The following is a 15,233-nucleotide window of genomic DNA, read 5'->3' as shown; positions in this document are numbered from 1 at the left end:
AAAGCTTTGCCCACTATCGCCCGCCCCTTTCAACCCTGAGGCAAGAGGACAACGATGAGCATCAAACAGCTCAAGCCCACGACCCCCGGTCAGCGCGGCATGTCCAAGTCCGGCTTCGAGGAAATCACCGCGGACAAGCCCGAGCGTTCGCTGATTGCCAAGAGGAACCGCACTGGAGGCCGCTCCAACACCGGCCGGATCACCACCCGCCACATCGGCGGTGGCCACAAGCGCCAGTACCGCGTCATCGACTTCAAGCGCAACAAGCTCGAGGTGCCCGCCAAGGTGGCCACCATCGAGTACGATCCCAACCGCACCGCCCGCATCGCCCTGCTGGTCTACGCGGACGGCGAGAAGCGCTACATCCTGGCCCCCGACGGCCTGGAAGTGGGCCGCACCGTGGTGGCCGGCAAGAACGCCGACATCCTGGTGGGGAACGCGCTGCCCCTGCGGAACATCCCCGTGGGCAACATCCTGCACAACATCGAGATGAAGCCCGGCAAGGGCGGTCAGATCGCCCGCGCCGCCGGCACCTTCGCCCAGCTGGTGGCCAAGGACGAGGACTACGCCCAGCTCCGCATGCCCTCCGGCGAGATCCGCAAGATCCACCTGGAGTGCTACGCCACCATCGGCACCGTGGGCAACCTGCAGCATGAGAACGTCCAGATCGGCAAGGCGGGACGCACCCGCTGGATGGGCATCCGTCCCACGGTCCGCGGCGTCGTCATGAACCCGGTCGACCACCCGCACGGCGGCGGCGAAGGCCGCACCTCCGGCGGCCGTCACCCCGTGACGCCCTGGGGCCAGCCCACGCGCGGCTACAAGACCCGTGGCAACCGGCGCACGGACAAGTTCATCGTCAAGCGGATCAACTAGGAGGCCCGACAATGGCACGTTCCCTGAAAAAAGGCCCGTTCATTGACGCCCACCTCCAGAAGAAGGTGGAAACGGCTCAGGCCGCCAACGACAAGCGGGTCATCAAGACCTGGTCGCGGCGCTCCACCGTGGTGCCCCAGATGATCGGACTGACCCTGGCCGTCCACAACGGCAACAAGTTCATTCCCGTGTATGTCACCGAGAACATGATCGGCCACAAGCTGGGCGAATTCGCCCTGACCCGCACCTTCAAGGGTCACGCTGGCAAGGCTGATACCAAGGCGAAGGGGAAATAGCGATGGCTGAGATCGTTTCCAGCGCCACCGTTCGCCACCTGCGCGGTTCCGCCCAGAAGGCCCGCCTTGTGGTGGACCTCATCCGGGGCAAGCAGGTCGGCGAGGCCCAGTGGGTCCTCGCCCAGGCCAAGAAGTACGCCGCCGACCCCATCCGCAAGCTCCTGGATTCCGCCGTGGCCAATGCCATCGACAAGAACCCGTCCGTCAACCCGGACGACCTGATGGTCAAGACTGCGTTCGTGGACGAGGGCTTCCGCATGAAGCGCGTCCGCCCCGCCCCCATGGGCCGGGCCTACCGCGTCCAGAAGCGCACCTGCCACGTCACCATCCAGCTGGCCCAGGCCGGCGGGGAGGAGTAGTCATGGGTCAGAAAGTCCATCCGTACGGATTCCGCCTCGTCCACCAGAAGAACTGGCACAGCAAGTGGTTCTCCAAGCGCGAGTACGCCACGCTGCTCCATGAGGACATCAAGCTGCGTCGCGAGCTGAAGAAGCAGCTGCACAGCCTGAACGCGATGATCTCCAAGATCGACATCGAGCGCGCCGCCGACAAGGTGACCGTCCGCATCTTCACGGCCCGTCCCGGCATCGTCATCGGCCGCAAGGGGGCCGAGATCGACAAGCTCCGCGAGGACCTCCAGAAGCGCCTGAACCGTCCCGTCTCCGTGGACATCCAGGAGATCAAGAAGCCCGAGGTCGATGCCCAGCTCGTGGCCGAGGGCGTCGCCCAGCAGCTCGAGCGCCGCATCGCCTTCCGCCGCGCCATGCGCAAGGCCGAAGAGGCCGCCATCCGCTTCGGCGCCAAGGGGTTCAAGATCAAGGTTTCCGGCCGCCTGAACGGCGCCGAGATCGCCCGGACCGAGGACTACCTCTCCGGCCAGATGCCCCTGCAGACCATCCGGGCGGGCGTGGACTACGGATTCGCCGAGGCCCGCACGACCTACGGGATCATCGGCATCAAGGTGTGGGTGAACCTGGGCGACCAGGTCGCCGAGACCGTGAAGCGTTGAGGTGAACCCATGCTGATGCCCAAGAAAGTCAAGAACCGCAAGACCCAGAAGGGCCGCACCCGCGGCGTCGCCACCCGCGGCAACGATCTCGCCTTCGGCGATTACGGCCTCAAGGCGATGGAGCACTGCTGGCTCACCAACCGCGAGATCGAAGCCGCCCGTATCGCCATGACCCGGCACATCAAGCGCGGCGGCAAGATCTGGATCCGCATCTTCCCCGACCGTCCGACCACCTCCAAGCCGGCCGAGACCCGCATGGGCTCCGGCAAGGGGGCTCCCGATGGCTGGGTGGCGGTGATCCGCCCCGGCCGCATCCTCTTCGAAATGGAGGGTGTGACCGAGGAAACCGCGCGCGAAGCCCTTCGCCTGGCCCAGATGAAGCTTTCCGTGGCGTCTGAGTTCGTCAGCCGCACGCCGCCGGAGGAGTGATCCGATGACCAAGAAGAATCCCTTTTCCGAGTTGACCGGCAAGAGCGTCGAGGAGCTGGCGCAGCTGGAGGCCGAACTGGCCGCCAAGCGCTTCACCCTCCGCTTCCAGCACGCCGTGGGCCAGGTCGAGAACACCGCCGAGATCCGCAAGACTCGTCGCGAGCTCGCCCGGGTCAAGACCGCGCTGCGCACGAAGCTGGCCTAGGAGACACCATGAGCCTCGAAAACAAGATGACTCGCAACGGCGTCGTGGTCTCCAACAAGGCCGACAAGACCGTGGTGGTGAAGGTGGAGCGCAAGTTCCAGCACCCGCTCTACCACCGCACGGTCAAGCAGACCGCCAAGTTCATGGCTCACGACGAGACCAACGCCTGCGCCATCGGCGACGTGGTCACGATCGTGGAGACCCGCCCCCTTTCCAAGCGCAAGCGCTGGATGGTCCTCGAGATCGTCCAGAAGGCCGGCGAGTAAGGAGCTCACATGATCCAGATGGGAACCATGCTCACCGTCGCCGACAACTCCGGCGCCAAGAAGATCTGCTGCATCCTGCCCCTGGGCGGTGGTGTGGGCAAGATCGCCCAGCTCGGTGACGTCATCACGGCCTCCGTCAAGGAAGCCATCCCCGGCGGCACCGTGAAGAAGAAGGCCGTCGTCCAGGCCGTCATCGTGCGCCAGCGCAAGGCCTACCGCCGCAAGGACGGCTCCTACATCCGCTTCGACGAGAACGCCGCCGTGATCATCAAGAAGGACGGCGAGCCGGTCGGCACCCGCGTGTTCGGCCCCGTGGCCCGCGAACTGCGCGAGCGGAAGTACATGAAGATCGTCTCCCTGGCTCCTGAGGTGCTGTGATGGAAACCGCGACCAAGATGAAGCTCAAGAAGGGCGACCAGGTCGTCGTCATCGCCGGCAAGGACAAGGGCAAGACCGGGACCATCACCAAGGTCAGCCCCAGCACCAACAAGGTGGTCGTGGCCGGCATCAACGTGATCAAGAAGGCCACCAAGCCCAACCCCCAGACCGGGGAGGGCGGCGGCCTGATCGAGAAGGAGGCCCCCATCCACGCCTCCAACGTCATGTTCCTCGACCCCGCCACGGGGAAGGGGACCCGGAAGCGCCCCCAGTAGGCAATTCGCTTTGAAATGCCTCCCATCCGTGGGAGGATAGATCCTTCCGTCCCGTGCGCGGGACGGTCCGCCGCGCGCAAGCGCATTCACAATCGAGGTTGAGGGGAAACGGGATGGACCGCCATCCCAAGCCCCCTCGCCCTCCCGAACCCCTGGGGCATAGCCGTCCCACGGAAATGGAGGAATCCATGTCTGCCAAGCAAGGCCTCGCGGAGCCCCGCGTCAAGGCTCGCTACGTCACCGAGGTGGTGCCGAAGCTCAAGGAGGAGTTCGCCTTCTCCTCCGCCATGCAGGTGCCCCGCCTGCAGAAGATCGTCATCAACATGGGCGTCGGCGACGCCATCCAGAACATCAAGGTCCTGGATACCGCCGTCGACGAGCTCACCGCCATCGCCGGCCAGAAGGCCGTCATCCGCAAGGCGAAGAAGAGCGTGGCGCAGTTCAAGCTGCGCGCCGGCATGCCCATCGCCTGCATGGTCACCCTGCGCGGACCCCGCATGTGGGAGTTCTTCGACCGCCTGGTGACCCTGTCCCTCCCCCGTGTCCGCGACTTCCGTGGCGTGCCCACCAAGTCCTTCGACGGCCGCGGCAACTACACCCTGGGCCTCAAGGACCAGGCGATCTTCCAGGAGATCGACTTCTCCAGGATCGACAAGCTGAAGGGCATGAACATCACGTTCGTGACTTCCGCCCAGAACGATGCCGAAGCGCGGGCCCTGCTGGCCCACCTCGGCATGCCCTTCCGCAAATAGCCAGGAGATCGCGATGGCCAAGATTTCCAAGATCGTCAAGGATTCGCGCAAGCCGAAGTTCTCGACCCAGCACCGCAATCGCTGCAAGTGCTGCGGTCGGCCCCGGGGCTACATGCGCAAGTTTGAACTCTGCCGCCTCTGCTTCCGGAAGTTCGCCCTCCAGGGTGAGCTGCCGGGTGTCCAGAAGTCGAGCTGGTAAGGGAGGGGGACCATGTATACCGATCCCATCGCCGACTACCTCACGCGCATCCGCAACGGCATCCAGGCCGGGCATGACGCCGTCGTCGTTCCCGCCTCGAAGATGAAGGCGCAGCTCTCCGGCATCCTGAAGCAGGAGGGCTACATCCACTCCTTCAAGGAAGTGGAGCACGAGGGCCGCCAGTACCTGATCGTCAACCTCAAGTACGTGAAGGACAAGGAGAACGTGATCCACGGCCTGCGCCGCGTTTCCCGTCCCGGCCTGCGCATCTACGCCGGCGTGAAGGAGATCCCCGAAGTACACGGGGGCCTCGGCATCGCCATCCTGTCCACCCCGAGGGGTCTCCTGACGGGCAAGGACGCCAAGAAGCAGAACGTGGGCGGAGAGATCCTCGCCCAGGTCTGGTAACCATCCTGAAAAAGGCCTCTGGCCTTCATCTAAGGAATCACCCATGTCTCGAATCGGAAAGAAGCCCGTGACGCTGCCCAAGGGCGTGAAGGTCACAGTCACCGGGTCTGAGGCCGTCGTCGAGGGCGCCAAGGGCAAGCTCAGCTGCCCGATCCCCGCGGGGATCACCCTGGACATCCAGGCCGAATCCGTGAATCTCCTCCGCGCCAACGAGGAGGCCCAGACCCGGGCCTACCACGGCCTGACCCGTGCCCTCCTCAACAACGCCGTCGTCGGCGTGACCGAGGGCTGGAAGAAGGAACTGGACATCGTAGGCGTCGGCTACAAGGCCGCGATGGACGGCGCCAAGCTCCACCTGGAGCTGGGATACAGCCACCCCATCGACTATGAAGCCCCCGCCGGCATCCAGATGGCGGTCGAGAAGGCCACCCACATCGTCGTGACCGGCACTGACCGGCAGCTGGTGGGGCAGGTCGCCGCCGACATCCGGAAGTTCCGCAAGCCCGAGCCGTACAAGGGCAAGGGCGTCATGTACACCGGCGAGGTCATCCGCCGCAAGGCCGGCAAGACCGGGAAGTAAGGGGAACCCATGGCGAACGATCTCATCCTCCGGCGTGAAAAGACCAAGGCCCGCATCCGCGGGCGTGTGGCCGGGACCCCCGAACGGCCCCGTCTCACCATCTTCAAGAGCCTCAAGCGCATCTACGTGCAGGCCGTGGACGACACCCGCGGCGTCACCGTCGCCGCCGCCAGCAGCCTGGAGAAGGACCTGCGCGGCAGCCTGAAGTCCGGCTCCAACATCGAGGCCGCCAAGGCCGTGGGCGCGAGCATCGCCGCCCGGCTGAAGGAGAAGGGCATCACTGCGGTTGTGTTCGACCGCAACGGCTACGTCTATCACGGCCGCGTCAAGGCGCTGGCTGACAGCGCCCGCGAAGCCGGGCTCCAGTTCTAGGGGAAGACCATGGCGACTGCAGAGCTCAAGGAAACCAAGGAAGTCAAGAACCCTGAGGCCGGGGAATTCAAGGACCAGGTCATCTACGTCGGCCGCGTGACCAAGGTGGTGAAGGGGGGCAAGAACTTCTCCTTCTCCGCGCTGGTGGTCGTGGGCGACGGGAACGGCAAGGTCGGATTCGGCCTCGGCAAGGCCCTCGAAGTGCCCTCCGCGATCAAGAAGGGCATCGAGAGCGCCAAGCGCAACATGATCCGGGTCCCCCTCACCTCGAACGGCAGCCTGCCGCACCCGGTGACGGGCGTCTTCGGCTCCGGCAGCGTGCTGCTGAAGCCCGCCCCCGAGGGCACCGGCATCATCGCCGGCGCCGCGGTGCGCGCCGTCATGGAGGCCGCCGGCATCCATAACGTGCTGACGAAGAGCCTGGGCTCCTCCAACCCCCACAACGTGGTTCGCGCCACGTTCGAGGGGCTGAAGGACCTCATGGATCCCTACACGGTCCTGACCAACCGGGGCCTGGACCAGGCGGAGGCCTAAGATGTCTGAAATCATCGGCAAGCAGGTGGTCCTGACCCTGAAGCGCTCCACCATCTGCACCACACCCAAGCACCGCGCCTTCGTGCAGACCCTCGGCCTGAAGAAGATCGGGGACTTCCGTGAGTGCGAGTACACGCCCAACGTCCACGGGATCGTCAAGCTCATCCCGCACCTCATCGACGTCCAGGTGAAGGGGTAATCCATGAAGCTCAATGAACTGAAGCCCGCTGAGGGCGCCACGAAGTCCCGCAAGCGCCTCGGGCGCGGCAAGGGTTCCGGCCTGGGCAAGACCTCCGGCCGGGGCGAGAAGGGCCAGAAGTCCCGCAGCGGCTACCGCAGCCGCCGCGGCTTCGAGGGCGGCCAGATGCCCCTGGTCCGCCGCCTGCCCAAGCGCGGGTTCACCAACATCTTCGCCCCCGTGACCCAGGAGATCGGCCTCGGCTTCATCTCCATCCACTTCCAGGACGGCGAGACGGTCTGCCTTGAGTCCCTCCAGGACAAGAAGCTCATCGGCCATCGCATCGAGAAGATCGTGGTACTGGCGAGCGGCGAGCTGACCGCCAAGGTCAACGTCGTGGCGGACCGCATCACCAAGGGCGCCCGCGAGGCCATCCTCGCCAAGGGCGGCACCATCCAGGAGCCCTGCGCGAAGCCTGCCGAGTAACCGGCCATGAATCGCCTCAAGAATCTCTTCGCCGTTCCGGAGCTGCGCAAGCGGGTCCTCTTCACCCTCATCCTGCTGGTGATCTACCGGCTGGGCGTGCATGTCAGCGTGCCGGGGGTGAACGCCGAGAATCTTCAGGCCGCGCTCCGTCGCGGCGGGGGCAGCCTCTTTGATGTCGTGGACCTGTTCTCTGGTGGCGCCTTCAAGAAGTTCTCGGTCTTCGCCCTGGGCATCGCGCCCTACATCACCGCCAGCATCGTTCTGCAGCTGATGGGCGCCGTGGTGCCCTACCTCGACAACCTCCAGAAGAAGGAGGGCGAGGCTGGCCGGGAGAAGATCAACCAATGGACTCGCTACCTCACCGTGGGCCTGGCCTTCATCCAGGGCTTCGGGATCGCCTCCCTGGCGCAGAGCCAGAACCAGCCTGGCCTCGAGGTGGTGGTCTCCAGCCTCTCGCCCACCGGGTTCCGGCTCCTCGCAGCCTTCACCTTGTCTGTCGGCGCCCTCTTCGTGATGTGGCTGGGGGAGCAGATCACGGAGCGGGGGGTCGGCAACGGCATCTCCCTGCTGATCTTCGCCGGCATCGTGGCAGGCCTGCCCCAGGGGCTCACCACCCTCTCGGTGATGATGTCCCAGTCGCTGCGTAACGCCCCGAACGTGCCTCCCCCGGGCATCTTCCTCCTGCTGATCACGGCCATGACCGCGGTGCTCTTCGCGGTGGTCCTGGTGGAGAGCGCCTACCGGCGCATCCCCATCCACTACGCCCGTCGCGCCGACTCGGCCGGCATGTCCAGCCAGCGCAGCAGCTACATGCCGCTGAAGGTGAACACTGCAGGCGTGATGCCCGTCATCTTCGCCAGCTCCGTGATCTTCTTCCCCGCGACCATCGCCCAGTTCACCCGATGGGAGTGGCTGGCCAAGGCCTCGGCCTACATCAGCCCACAGACCCACTTCTGGATCTACACGCCGGTCTTCGTGGCCGTGACAGTCTTCTTCTCCTTTTTCTACACCAGCATCGTCTTCAATCCCGACGAGACCGCCGACAACATGAAGAAGTCCGGCGGGTACGTCCCGGGCATCCGGCCCGGCAAGGAAACCAGCATCTTCCTGGACGGCATCCTGTCCAAGCTGACCTTCGTGGGCGCCCTCTACCTGGCGGTCGTATCCATCGTCCCCCTCGTGATCCTGAACAACATCCAGGGCCTGGGGTTCTACTACGGCGGCACCAGCCTGCTCATCGTGGTGGGCGTGGCCATGGACACGGCTGCCCAGCTGGAGAGCCTCCTGGTCATGCGCCGGTATGACGGATTCCTGGAGCGCGGACGCATCCGCGGCCGGTCCAGGTCCGGGAGGCCGGCATGAGCCTCAAGGCACACATCCTCCTCGGGGCCCCCGGCTCCGGGAAGGGCACCCAGGCCAAGCGCCTGGTGGAAACATTCTCTTTGACTCACCTGTCAACCGGTGACATTCTGAGAGATGCCGTCTCGAAAGGGACGGAGATCGGCCTGAGGGCGAAAGCCATCATGGCCGAGGGAAAACTGGTGGACGACGACACCGTCAATGGCCTTGTCTTCGCGCGGCTGCTGGACGAGACCTCTGACGTGTTGTTCGACGGCTACCCCCGAACCCTGCAGCAAGCTCAGGCCCTGGAAGACTTCCTCTCCTCCAAGGGCCTGGAACTGGGATCGGTGGTGCTGGTCGATGTCCCCCAGGAGGTGCTGGAGGCCCGCGTGGTGGGCCGCCGCCTGTGCAGCAACAACGCCTGCGGCGCCATCTATCACCTGGAATCCAAGCCACCGAAGCAAGCCGGTGTCTGCGATCTGTGCGGAAGTCCCCTGAAGCACCGGTCCGACGACACCGCCGAGGCCTTCCGGAGCCGGATGGGCGAGTTCAACTCGACCTTCCAGCCGCTCCTGGGCTTCTACAAGCATCGGCCGACCTTCCGGAGCGTGGATGGCAATCGCGCCCCGGAGCTGGTGTTTGAATCGCTGCGTCACGTCTTCGGAGAACGCGCTTGAGCAAAGAAGAAGCCATTGAGCTCGAAGCCACAGTGGTCGAGGCCTTGCCGAACGCGGTCTTCAAGGTCGAGCTGGAGAACAAGCACCAGGTGCTGGCGCACATCAGCGGGAAGATGCGCAAGAACTTCATCCGAATCCTTCCCGGTGACCGGGTGCTGGTCGAGGTGACCCCCTACGACCTCTCCCGCGGCCGCATCATCTACCGATTCAAGTAAACGACACGAGAGGACACCATGAAAGTTCGGCCCTCCATCAAGAAGCTGTGCGAGCACTGCAAAGTGGTCCGGCGCGAAGGCATCAACCGGATCATCTGCAAGAAGAACCCCAAGCACAAGCAGCGTCAGGGTTAAGGAGACACGATGGCACGCATTGCAGGCATTGATCTGCCCGTCGGCAAGCGCATCGAGATCGCGCTCACCTACATCTATGGCATCGGCCGCGCCAAGGCCCAGAGCATCCTGAGCCGCGCGAAGGTCGACTTCGGCACCAAGGTTCGGGACCTGACCGAGGACGAGGTCGGCCGCATCCGCCGCGTGATCACCGCCGAGGAGACGGTGGAGGGTGACCTCCGCAAGAACATCGGCCTGGACATCAAGCGGCTCATGGACATCGGCTGCTACCGCGGGCTCCGGCATCGCAAGGGCCTGCCTGTCCGCGGCCAGCGCACGCACACCAACGCCCGCACCCGCAAGGGCAAGCGGAAGACCGTGGCCGGCAAGAAGAAGTAAGGCGAGGACACCATGGCAAAGACCCAGACCCGGACCGCCGGCAAGAAGGTGGTCAAGAAGAAGGAAAAGAAGAACGTCCCCCACGGCGTGGCTCACGTCCAGGCGTCCTTCAACAACACCATCATCTCCATCTCCGACCCGATGGGGAACATGCTCTGCTGGGCCTCCAGCGGCAACCAGAACTTCCGCGGCACCCGCAAGGGCACGCCGTTCGCCGCCCAGGTGGCCGCCGGCGTCTGCGCCGAGGCCGCGAAGGAGCAGGGCGTCCGCTCGGTGGACGTCCGCGTGAAGGGCCCCGGCGCCGGCCGTGAGAGCGCCATCCGCGCCCTCAACGCCGCCGGGATCCAGGTGACCAGCATCCGCGACGTCACCCCCATTCCCCACAATGGTTGCCGGCCGCCCAAGCGGCGCCGCGTTTAAAGGAGGAGGAGAAACATGGCTCGCTATACGGACGCCGTCTGCCGCCTCTGCCGCCGCGAGGGGATGAAGCTCTACCTGAAGGGCGAACGCTGCTTCAAGGAAAAGTGCTCCTTCGAGACCCGCAAGGGCAAGATCCCCGGCCAGCATGGCGCGGGGAAGATCAAGAAACCGACCGGCTACGCCCTGCAGCTTCGCGAGAAACAGAAGGTGAAGCGCATCTATGGGGTGCTGGAGAAGCAGTTCCGGCACTACTTCGAGCGCGCCGACGCCAAGAAGGGCGTCACCGGCCACAACCTGCTGGCCTTCCTCGAGCAGCGCCTGGACAACGTGGTCTACCGCCTGGGCTTCGCGTCCAGCCGTTCCGCCGCGCGCCAGATGGTCATGCACGGCCACGTGCTGGTCAACGGCAAGCGGGTTGACATCCCGTCCTACCAGGTGAAGCCCGGTCACGCCATCGAACTGGGCCGCCGCGCCAAGGAGAACGACGGGGTCAAGTCCTCCGTCGAGACCTCCGCCGGCCGCGGGATTCCCAAGTGGCTCACCCTGGACGCCGCGGCCTTCAAGGGCCAGGTGCTCGCCGCTCCCACCCGCGAGGACGTCACCCTCGACATCAACGAGCAGCTGATCGTTGAGCTCTATTCCAAGTAAGGGGGAAGGATGCTGAACATCAACGATTTCCAGAGGCCGCGCTTCGCGGAAGTCACCCCCGGTTCCCTGACCGACTCCTACGGCGAGTTCGTGGCGTACCCCTTCGAACGGGGCTTCGCGACCACCGTGGGCCACAGCCTCCGCCGGGTGCTGCTCAGCAGCATCCAGGGCGCGGCCGTGACCAATGTCCGGATCAAGGGCGTGATGCACGAGTTCACGACGCTGCCGGGCGTGTGGGAGGACATCACCCACATCCTCCTGAACCTCAAGGAGGTCCCCTTCAAGCTGCACAGCCATGAGCCCCAGACCGTGACCATCTCCGCCAAGGGCGAGGGCGTGATCACTTCCGCGGCCATCCGGTGTAACCAGAACGTGGAGGTCGTGGATCCCAACATCCACATCGCCACCCTGGGCGAGGAGGGCGAGCTGGAGATGGAGCTGGTGGTCCGCATGGGCCGCGGCTTCGTCACCGCCGACCGCAACCACGACGAGTCCCTGGGCCTGGGCTTCATCCCCATGGATGCGAACCACAGCCCCATCACCCGCGTGAACTACATCGTCGAGCCGGCCCGTGTGGGCCAGAGCACCGACTACGAAAAGCTCACCCTGCAGGTGTGGACCAACGGCGCCGTCAACCCCAAGGAGGCGGTGTCCGACGCGGCCCTCATCCTGCGTGACCACTTCCTGGTCTTCGCCCGGCAGGACGAGGACTTCACGGAGGACGAGCCCGGGATCATCACCCCCGGCGAGGCCAACCACTGGCTGGTCAAGTCGGTCGAGGAACTCGAGCTCTCCGTGCGGGCCAACAACTGCCTGCGCAACGCAAACATCACCACCATCGGCGAGCTGGTTCAGCGGACCGAGGCCGAGCTGATGAAGACCAAGAACTTCGGCAAGAAATCCCTCCAGGAGATCAAGGACGAGCTCGCTCGTATCGGCCTCTCCCTGGGGATGCGCCTCGAGCAGGAAGTGTAAGGAGCCCCCATGCGTCACAACGTAGCCGGCAAGCGCCTGGGCCGCACCACCAACCAGCGCAAGGCCCTCATGAAGAACCTCGCCACCGCTCTCATCCAGAGCGAGCGGATCGAGACCACCCTCGTGAAGGCCAAGGAGCTCCGCATGTTCGTGGAGCCCTTCATCACCCTCGCGAAGAACGACACCGTGGCCAACCGCCGCCTGGCGATGGCCCGCCTCGGGAACAAGGATGCCGTGCAGAAGCTCTTCGGCGCCGACTTCCGGAAGCGCTTCGAGAGCCGCCCGGGTGGATACACCCGCATCCTGAAGATGTCCCATCGTCTCGGCGACGCCGCGGACATGGCCCTCATCGAGTTCGTGGACTACACCCTGCCCGAGCCCAAGGCCGAGGCCGAATAGGCTTCCAGCCACCGGTCCCACCAGGAAGGCACCCCTCGGGGTGCCTTCCTTTTTCTTGCCGGTGGTATGGTTGGCCCAGCCGGAGGCGGATCTGGGAACCGAGGTGGGGGATGCTGATCGACGATGCGGTCCGGTTCCTGTCCCAGGTCCCCCCCTTCCAGTTCCTCGAGCCTGACCTCCTCCGGGAGGTGGCCCAGAGCCTCTCCATGGAGTTCTACCCCAAGGGGACCGTGATCCTGCAGCAGGATGGCTCCGTGAGCGAGTCCCTGAGGATCGTCCAGAAGGGCGTGGTGAAGATCACCCTCCGGCCCAAGGGGGGCGGCGAGGACGTGGTGGTGGACTACCGGGAGCGGGGGGAGACCTTCGGCCTGGTCTCCCTCATGGGGGGCCAGCAGAAGACGACGATCGTCGCGATCCAGGACACCCTCTGCTACCTGCTGCCGAAGGAGCGGCTGAACGAGCTGCTGGGCAGCCACCCGGCCATCACCGAGTACCTCCTCCAGTTCCACCTCACGAAGTACGTGGACATGACCTCGCGCGAGATCCAGGGCAAGAGCCTGTTCCTGGGGACCAGCGACCACCTGCTCTTCACGGCCAAGGTGGGGGAGATCTGCCGCCGCGCCGCCGCGACGGTGGAGCCGGACGCCACCATCCGGGAGGCGGCCCAGCGCATGTCGGAGGCCCGGCAGAGCGCCATCCTGGTGCTGGGGCCCGGCGGGAGCCCGGATGGCATCGTCACGGATTCGGACCTGCGATCCAAGGTGGTGGCCCGGGGCCATTCCATCGAGGACCCCGTGACCCGGATCATGAGCCGGCCCGTGGTCACCGTGGAGGAGAAGGACCCCTGCTTCGAGGTGGTCCTGCGCATGCTGCAGCGGAACATCCACCACATCGCCGTCACCCGGGACGGCGTGCTCCACGGCGTGATCACCAACCACGACTTCATGGTGCTGCAGGGGCGCAGCCCCCTGGCCTTCTCCGAGGACATCGAACGCCAGACGACGCTCGAGGGGCTGGCGCCGGTCTCGCAGAAGGCCCTGACCGTCATCGGGGCCCTGCTGCGGGAGGGCACCCGGGCGGCCAACATCATCCGCATCATCTCGGAGCTCAACGACCGGATCGTGCGGAAGGTGCTGGAGCTGGCCGAGCTGGAGCTGGGGCCTCCGCCGGTGCCCTACTGCTGGCTGGCCCTGGGCAGCGAGGGACGGAAGGAGCAGACGTTCCGGACGGACCAGGACAACGCCCTGGTGTACGCCGATCCGCGGGAGACCCAGCGGGAGCGGGTGGTGGAGTACTTCCGGCGCTTCACCGTGCGGGTGCGCAACGGCCTCATCCGCTGCGGGTTCGAGCCCTGCCCCGCCAACTGCATGGCGAGTAATCCGGACTGGTGCCAGCCGCTCTCGGTCTGGAAGGGCTACTTCACGGGATGGATCTCGGAGCCGACCCCGAAGGCCGTGCTGAATTCCCAGATCTTCTTCGACTTCCGGCCCCTCCACGGGGACGAGTCCATGGCCTGGGCGCTGCGGGAGCACCTGGGCCGGCTCATCCCCGACTACCCGGTGTTCCTGGGCTTCCTGGCCAACATGCTCGTGAAGAACCGGCCCCCCCTCGGCTTCTTCGGCTCGGTGGCGGTGGAGCGGGGCGGCGAGCATAAGGACGGCCTGAACCTGAAGATCAAGGGCGTGACGCCCTTCGTGGACATCGCGCGCCTCTTCGCCCTGGAGAAGGGGGTCCGGGCGGCCTCGACCCTGGATCGCCTGGAGGCCCTGCGGGGGGGGGCCACCATGATCTCTGACCTGGTGGACGAACTCGGGGACGCCTTCGAGTTCCTCACCCTGCTCCGGATCCACCACCAGTACCGGCAGATGGAGGCGGGGCGGAACATCGACAACTTCATCCACCTGGACACCCTGAGCAGCCTGGAGCGGCAGTCCCTCAAGAACGCCTTCCGGCTGGCCATGAAGGTCCAGGACCTCGTCATGGACCGGTTCAAGGCCTTCATCATTTAGGGGGGGGCATGGGATTGGGCGCGTGGCTGGGCCGGGTCCTGGGGTTGGGGGGGGGCACCGCCGGCCCGATCGCCGACACCCCCTTCGTGGTGCTCGACACCGAGCTCACGGGACTCGACGAGCGGAAGGACGACATCGTCTCCATCGGGGCCGTCCGGATGCGGGGCGGGCGCCTCGAGCTCGGGGGCAGCTTCCACGAGCTGGTGAACCCGAAGGCGGCCCTGCAGGCCCGGAGCGTGGTCATCCACGGGATCACCCCCTCCCAGGTGGCGGCCCGGCCCCCCATCGAGGAGGTCCTCGCCGCCTTCCTGGCCTATGCGGGGGACGCGGTCCTGGTGGGCCACTGCCTCCCGGTGGACCTGGCCTTCCTGAACCGGGAGGCCCGCCGGGTGGCCGGGGGCCCCCTCCGGAACCGGACCGTGGACACGCTCTCCCTGAGCGCCTGGCTGCGCCAACGGCACGTGGAGCACCCGGCCTTCGCCGGTCCCCCCCAGGGGCTGGGCCTCTTCGAGCTCGCCCGGGCCTTCGACATCCCCGTGGTGGAGGGCCACACGGCCCTCGGGGACGCCTACCTCACGGCCCAGCTGCTCCAGCGCCTGCTGCCGCTGGCCGCGCAGGCCGGGGTCACGGATCTGGCCAGTCTCCTGCGGGTGGGGGACCCGACCCGGCAGGCCGAGCACCTGGCCCCGCCGGGAGGCCCCTCGCCCTTCTGAAAGGGGCGTACGCAGGGAGCCGGGAGGTCGCCCCCCCGGCTCCGGGAACCTGCGGGATCAGTGGCTGGAGGCGCCTTCGG

Annotated in this window: 28 protein-coding genes; all 28 read left to right on the top strand. The window is 66.0% G+C overall.

The window, feature by feature from the left end; translation table 11 throughout:
* Nucleotides 1–54: 54 nt before the first annotated feature.
* The 28 genes from rplB to QSJ33_RS11960 all read left to right on the top strand — a co-directional run bounded on the left by rplB (nt 55) and on the right by QSJ33_RS11960 (nt 15,153).
* Entirely contained in the window at nt 55–876 is an 822-nt protein-coding gene (gene rplB, locus QSJ33_RS12095) for a 50S ribosomal protein L2 (protein ID WP_285726462.1), read from the top strand.
* Nucleotides 877–887: 11 nt separating this feature from the next.
* A complete protein-coding gene (rpsS, locus tag QSJ33_RS12090) occupies nt 888–1,172 on the top strand; it encodes a 30S ribosomal protein S19 (RefSeq protein WP_285726460.1) in 285 nt (94 codons plus the stop codon).
* Between the two features lie 2 nt (nt 1,173–1,174).
* A complete protein-coding gene (rplV, locus tag QSJ33_RS12085) occupies nt 1,175–1,531 on the top strand; it encodes a 50S ribosomal protein L22 (protein ID WP_285726458.1) in 357 nt (118 codons plus the stop codon).
* A 2-nt stretch (nt 1,532–1,533) separates the two neighbouring features.
* Nucleotides 1,534–2,181: a 30S ribosomal protein S3 gene (gene rpsC, locus QSJ33_RS12080; RefSeq protein ID WP_285726456.1), complete on the top strand. Its 648-nt coding sequence runs from the start codon at nt 1,534–1,536 to the stop codon at nt 2,179–2,181.
* Nucleotides 2,182–2,190: 9 nt separating this feature from the next.
* On the top strand, nt 2,191–2,610 hold the full coding sequence (gene rplP, locus QSJ33_RS12075) for a 50S ribosomal protein L16 (RefSeq protein ID WP_285726454.1): 420 nt from the start codon (nt 2,191–2,193) through the stop codon (nt 2,608–2,610).
* A gap of 4 nt (nt 2,611–2,614) precedes the next feature.
* Nucleotides 2,615–2,815 (top strand): 50S ribosomal protein L29, encoded by a 201-nt coding sequence (gene rpmC / locus QSJ33_RS12070; RefSeq protein ID WP_285726452.1) that lies wholly within the window; start codon nt 2,615–2,617, stop codon nt 2,813–2,815.
* Nucleotides 2,816–2,823: 8 nt separating this feature from the next.
* Nucleotides 2,824–3,081: a 30S ribosomal protein S17 gene (gene rpsQ / locus QSJ33_RS12065; protein ID WP_285726450.1), complete on the top strand. Its 258-nt coding sequence runs from the start codon at nt 2,824–2,826 to the stop codon at nt 3,079–3,081.
* 9 nt (nt 3,082–3,090) lie between these two features.
* Nucleotides 3,091–3,459 carry a 50S ribosomal protein L14 gene (gene rplN, locus QSJ33_RS12060; protein ID WP_026852746.1) on the top strand — a complete coding sequence of 123 codons (369 nt, stop codon included), beginning with the start codon at nt 3,091–3,093 and terminating at the stop codon, nt 3,457–3,459.
* Nucleotides 3,460–3,476: 17 nt separating this feature from the next.
* On the top strand, nt 3,477–3,734 hold the full coding sequence (rplX, locus tag QSJ33_RS12055) for a 50S ribosomal protein L24 (RefSeq protein WP_420801399.1): 258 nt from the start codon (nt 3,477–3,479) through the stop codon (nt 3,732–3,734).
* A gap of 188 nt (nt 3,735–3,922) precedes the next feature.
* A complete protein-coding gene (gene rplE / locus QSJ33_RS12050) occupies nt 3,923–4,486 on the top strand; it encodes a 50S ribosomal protein L5 (RefSeq protein WP_285726445.1) in 564 nt (187 codons plus the stop codon).
* Nucleotides 4,487–4,499: 13 nt separating this feature from the next.
* Nucleotides 4,500–4,685, top strand: a complete 186-nt coding sequence (locus QSJ33_RS12045; RefSeq protein WP_285726443.1) for a type Z 30S ribosomal protein S14 — start codon at nt 4,500–4,502, stop codon at nt 4,683–4,685.
* 12 nt (nt 4,686–4,697) lie between these two features.
* On the top strand, nt 4,698–5,093 hold the full coding sequence (rpsH, locus tag QSJ33_RS12040) for a 30S ribosomal protein S8 (protein WP_285726441.1): 396 nt from the start codon (nt 4,698–4,700) through the stop codon (nt 5,091–5,093).
* Between the two features lie 43 nt (nt 5,094–5,136).
* Nucleotides 5,137–5,673 carry a 50S ribosomal protein L6 gene (gene rplF, locus QSJ33_RS12035; RefSeq protein ID WP_285726438.1) on the top strand — a complete coding sequence of 179 codons (537 nt, stop codon included), beginning with the start codon at nt 5,137–5,139 and terminating at the stop codon, nt 5,671–5,673.
* A gap of 9 nt (nt 5,674–5,682) precedes the next feature.
* The gene (gene rplR / locus QSJ33_RS12030; protein WP_285726436.1) at nt 5,683–6,045 is read left to right on the top strand and encodes a 50S ribosomal protein L18; all 363 of its coding nucleotides are present in this window, start codon (nt 5,683–5,685) and stop codon (nt 6,043–6,045) included.
* 9 nt (nt 6,046–6,054) lie between these two features.
* On the top strand, nt 6,055–6,579 hold the full coding sequence (gene rpsE / locus QSJ33_RS12025) for a 30S ribosomal protein S5 (protein ID WP_285726433.1): 525 nt from the start codon (nt 6,055–6,057) through the stop codon (nt 6,577–6,579).
* A gap of 1 nt (nt 6,580) precedes the next feature.
* Entirely contained in the window at nt 6,581–6,778 is a 198-nt protein-coding gene (gene rpmD / locus QSJ33_RS12020; protein WP_285726431.1) for a 50S ribosomal protein L30, read from the top strand.
* Nucleotides 6,779–6,781: 3 nt separating this feature from the next.
* Complete coding sequence (gene rplO / locus QSJ33_RS12015; RefSeq protein WP_285726429.1) at nt 6,782–7,243, top strand: 50S ribosomal protein L15; 462 nt, start codon at nt 6,782–6,784, stop codon at nt 7,241–7,243.
* Nucleotides 7,244–7,249: 6 nt separating this feature from the next.
* Entirely contained in the window at nt 7,250–8,605 is a 1,356-nt protein-coding gene (secY, locus tag QSJ33_RS12010; protein WP_285726427.1) for a preprotein translocase subunit SecY, read from the top strand.
* Nucleotides 8,602–9,261 carry an adenylate kinase gene (locus QSJ33_RS12005; RefSeq protein WP_285726425.1) on the top strand — a complete coding sequence of 220 codons (660 nt, stop codon included), beginning with the start codon at nt 8,602–8,604 and terminating at the stop codon, nt 9,259–9,261. The genes secY and QSJ33_RS12005 overlap by 4 nt, the downstream gene beginning before the upstream one ends.
* Nucleotides 9,258–9,476: a translation initiation factor IF-1 gene (infA, locus tag QSJ33_RS12000; RefSeq protein ID WP_285726423.1), complete on the top strand. Its 219-nt coding sequence runs from the start codon at nt 9,258–9,260 to the stop codon at nt 9,474–9,476. The genes QSJ33_RS12005 and infA overlap by 4 nt, the downstream gene beginning before the upstream one ends.
* A gap of 18 nt (nt 9,477–9,494) precedes the next feature.
* Entirely contained in the window at nt 9,495–9,611 is a 117-nt protein-coding gene (gene rpmJ, locus QSJ33_RS11995) for a 50S ribosomal protein L36 (RefSeq protein ID WP_243288424.1), read from the top strand.
* 9 nt (nt 9,612–9,620) lie between these two features.
* Nucleotides 9,621–9,989 (top strand): 30S ribosomal protein S13, encoded by a 369-nt coding sequence (gene rpsM / locus QSJ33_RS11990; protein ID WP_285726421.1) that lies wholly within the window; start codon nt 9,621–9,623, stop codon nt 9,987–9,989.
* A gap of 12 nt (nt 9,990–10,001) precedes the next feature.
* The gene (gene rpsK / locus QSJ33_RS11985; RefSeq protein WP_026852731.1) at nt 10,002–10,409 is read left to right on the top strand and encodes a 30S ribosomal protein S11; all 408 of its coding nucleotides are present in this window, start codon (nt 10,002–10,004) and stop codon (nt 10,407–10,409) included.
* 15 nt (nt 10,410–10,424) lie between these two features.
* Nucleotides 10,425–11,057, top strand: coding sequence for a 30S ribosomal protein S4 (gene rpsD / locus QSJ33_RS11980; RefSeq protein WP_285726419.1), 633 nt, complete (start codon nt 10,425–10,427; stop codon nt 11,055–11,057).
* 9 nt (nt 11,058–11,066) lie between these two features.
* Complete coding sequence (locus tag QSJ33_RS11975; protein ID WP_285726416.1) at nt 11,067–12,032, top strand: DNA-directed RNA polymerase subunit alpha; 966 nt, start codon at nt 11,067–11,069, stop codon at nt 12,030–12,032.
* 9 nt (nt 12,033–12,041) lie between these two features.
* A complete protein-coding gene (gene rplQ / locus QSJ33_RS11970; protein WP_285726414.1) occupies nt 12,042–12,431 on the top strand; it encodes a 50S ribosomal protein L17 in 390 nt (129 codons plus the stop codon).
* Nucleotides 12,432–12,541: 110 nt separating this feature from the next.
* Nucleotides 12,542–14,440, top strand: a complete 1,899-nt coding sequence (locus QSJ33_RS11965; protein ID WP_285726412.1) for a DUF294 nucleotidyltransferase-like domain-containing protein — start codon at nt 12,542–12,544, stop codon at nt 14,438–14,440.
* 8 nt (nt 14,441–14,448) lie between these two features.
* Nucleotides 14,449–15,153: a 3'-5' exonuclease gene (locus tag QSJ33_RS11960; protein WP_285726411.1), complete on the top strand. Its 705-nt coding sequence runs from the start codon at nt 14,449–14,451 to the stop codon at nt 15,151–15,153.
* The last annotated feature ends 80 nt before the right edge of the window (nt 15,154–15,233 follow it).

This window comes from Geothrix rubra, from assembly GCF_030268065.1.
GTDB classification, from domain to species: Bacteria; Acidobacteriota; Holophagae; order Holophagales; family Holophagaceae; genus Geothrix; species Geothrix rubra.
The sequence above is the reverse complement of the archived record's forward strand: the minus strand, read 5'-3'. Positions and strand labels throughout refer to the sequence as shown.

Bases quoted from the DNA above. Each gene is read 5' to 3' on its own strand.
- rpsQ (WP_285726450.1), top strand. From the start codon at position 2,824: ATGAGCCTCGAAAACAAGATGACTCGCAACGGCGTCGTGGTCTCCAAC.
- rpmC (WP_285726452.1), top strand. From the start codon at position 2,615: ATGACCAAGAAGAATCCCTTTTCCGAGTTGACCGGCAAGAGCGTCGAG.
- rpsH (WP_285726441.1), top strand. From the start codon at position 4,698: ATGTATACCGATCCCATCGCCGACTACCTCACGCGCATCCGCAACGGC.
- QSJ33_RS11975 (WP_285726416.1), top strand. From the start codon at position 11,067: ATGCTGAACATCAACGATTTCCAGAGGCCGCGCTTCGCGGAAGTCACC.
- rplP (WP_285726454.1), top strand. From the start codon at position 2,191: ATGCTGATGCCCAAGAAAGTCAAGAACCGCAAGACCCAGAAGGGCCGC.
- rplB (WP_285726462.1), top strand. From the start codon at position 55: ATGAGCATCAAACAGCTCAAGCCCACGACCCCCGGTCAGCGCGGCATG.
- rplO (WP_285726429.1), top strand. From the start codon at position 6,782: ATGAAGCTCAATGAACTGAAGCCCGCTGAGGGCGCCACGAAGTCCCGC.
- rpmJ (WP_243288424.1), top strand. From the start codon at position 9,495: ATGAAAGTTCGGCCCTCCATCAAGAAGCTGTGCGAGCACTGCAAAGTG.
- rpsK (WP_026852731.1), top strand. From the start codon at position 10,002: ATGGCAAAGACCCAGACCCGGACCGCCGGCAAGAAGGTGGTCAAGAAG.
- QSJ33_RS11960 (WP_285726411.1), top strand. From the start codon at position 14,449: ATGGGATTGGGCGCGTGGCTGGGCCGGGTCCTGGGGTTGGGGGGGGGC.
- rpsD (WP_285726419.1), top strand. From the start codon at position 10,425: ATGGCTCGCTATACGGACGCCGTCTGCCGCCTCTGCCGCCGCGAGGGG.
- rpsC (WP_285726456.1), top strand. From the start codon at position 1,534: ATGGGTCAGAAAGTCCATCCGTACGGATTCCGCCTCGTCCACCAGAAG.
- secY (WP_285726427.1), top strand. From the start codon at position 7,250: ATGAATCGCCTCAAGAATCTCTTCGCCGTTCCGGAGCTGCGCAAGCGG.
- rplQ (WP_285726414.1), top strand. From the start codon at position 12,042: ATGCGTCACAACGTAGCCGGCAAGCGCCTGGGCCGCACCACCAACCAG.
- rplE (WP_285726445.1), top strand. From the start codon at position 3,923: ATGTCTGCCAAGCAAGGCCTCGCGGAGCCCCGCGTCAAGGCTCGCTAC.
- rplV (WP_285726458.1), top strand. From the start codon at position 1,175: ATGGCTGAGATCGTTTCCAGCGCCACCGTTCGCCACCTGCGCGGTTCC.
- rpsS (WP_285726460.1), top strand. From the start codon at position 888: ATGGCACGTTCCCTGAAAAAAGGCCCGTTCATTGACGCCCACCTCCAG.
- rplR (WP_285726436.1), top strand. From the start codon at position 5,683: ATGGCGAACGATCTCATCCTCCGGCGTGAAAAGACCAAGGCCCGCATC.
- QSJ33_RS12005 (WP_285726425.1), top strand. From the start codon at position 8,602: ATGAGCCTCAAGGCACACATCCTCCTCGGGGCCCCCGGCTCCGGGAAG.
- QSJ33_RS11965 (WP_285726412.1), top strand. From the start codon at position 12,542: ATGCTGATCGACGATGCGGTCCGGTTCCTGTCCCAGGTCCCCCCCTTC.
- rpmD (WP_285726431.1), top strand. From the start codon at position 6,581: ATGTCTGAAATCATCGGCAAGCAGGTGGTCCTGACCCTGAAGCGCTCC.
- rpsE (WP_285726433.1), top strand. From the start codon at position 6,055: ATGGCGACTGCAGAGCTCAAGGAAACCAAGGAAGTCAAGAACCCTGAG.
- rplX (WP_420801399.1), top strand. From the start codon at position 3,477: ATGAAGCTCAAGAAGGGCGACCAGGTCGTCGTCATCGCCGGCAAGGAC.
- QSJ33_RS12045 (WP_285726443.1), top strand. From the start codon at position 4,500: ATGGCCAAGATTTCCAAGATCGTCAAGGATTCGCGCAAGCCGAAGTTC.
- rplN (WP_026852746.1), top strand. From the start codon at position 3,091: ATGATCCAGATGGGAACCATGCTCACCGTCGCCGACAACTCCGGCGCC.
- rplF (WP_285726438.1), top strand. From the start codon at position 5,137: ATGTCTCGAATCGGAAAGAAGCCCGTGACGCTGCCCAAGGGCGTGAAG.
- rpsM (WP_285726421.1), top strand. From the start codon at position 9,621: ATGGCACGCATTGCAGGCATTGATCTGCCCGTCGGCAAGCGCATCGAG.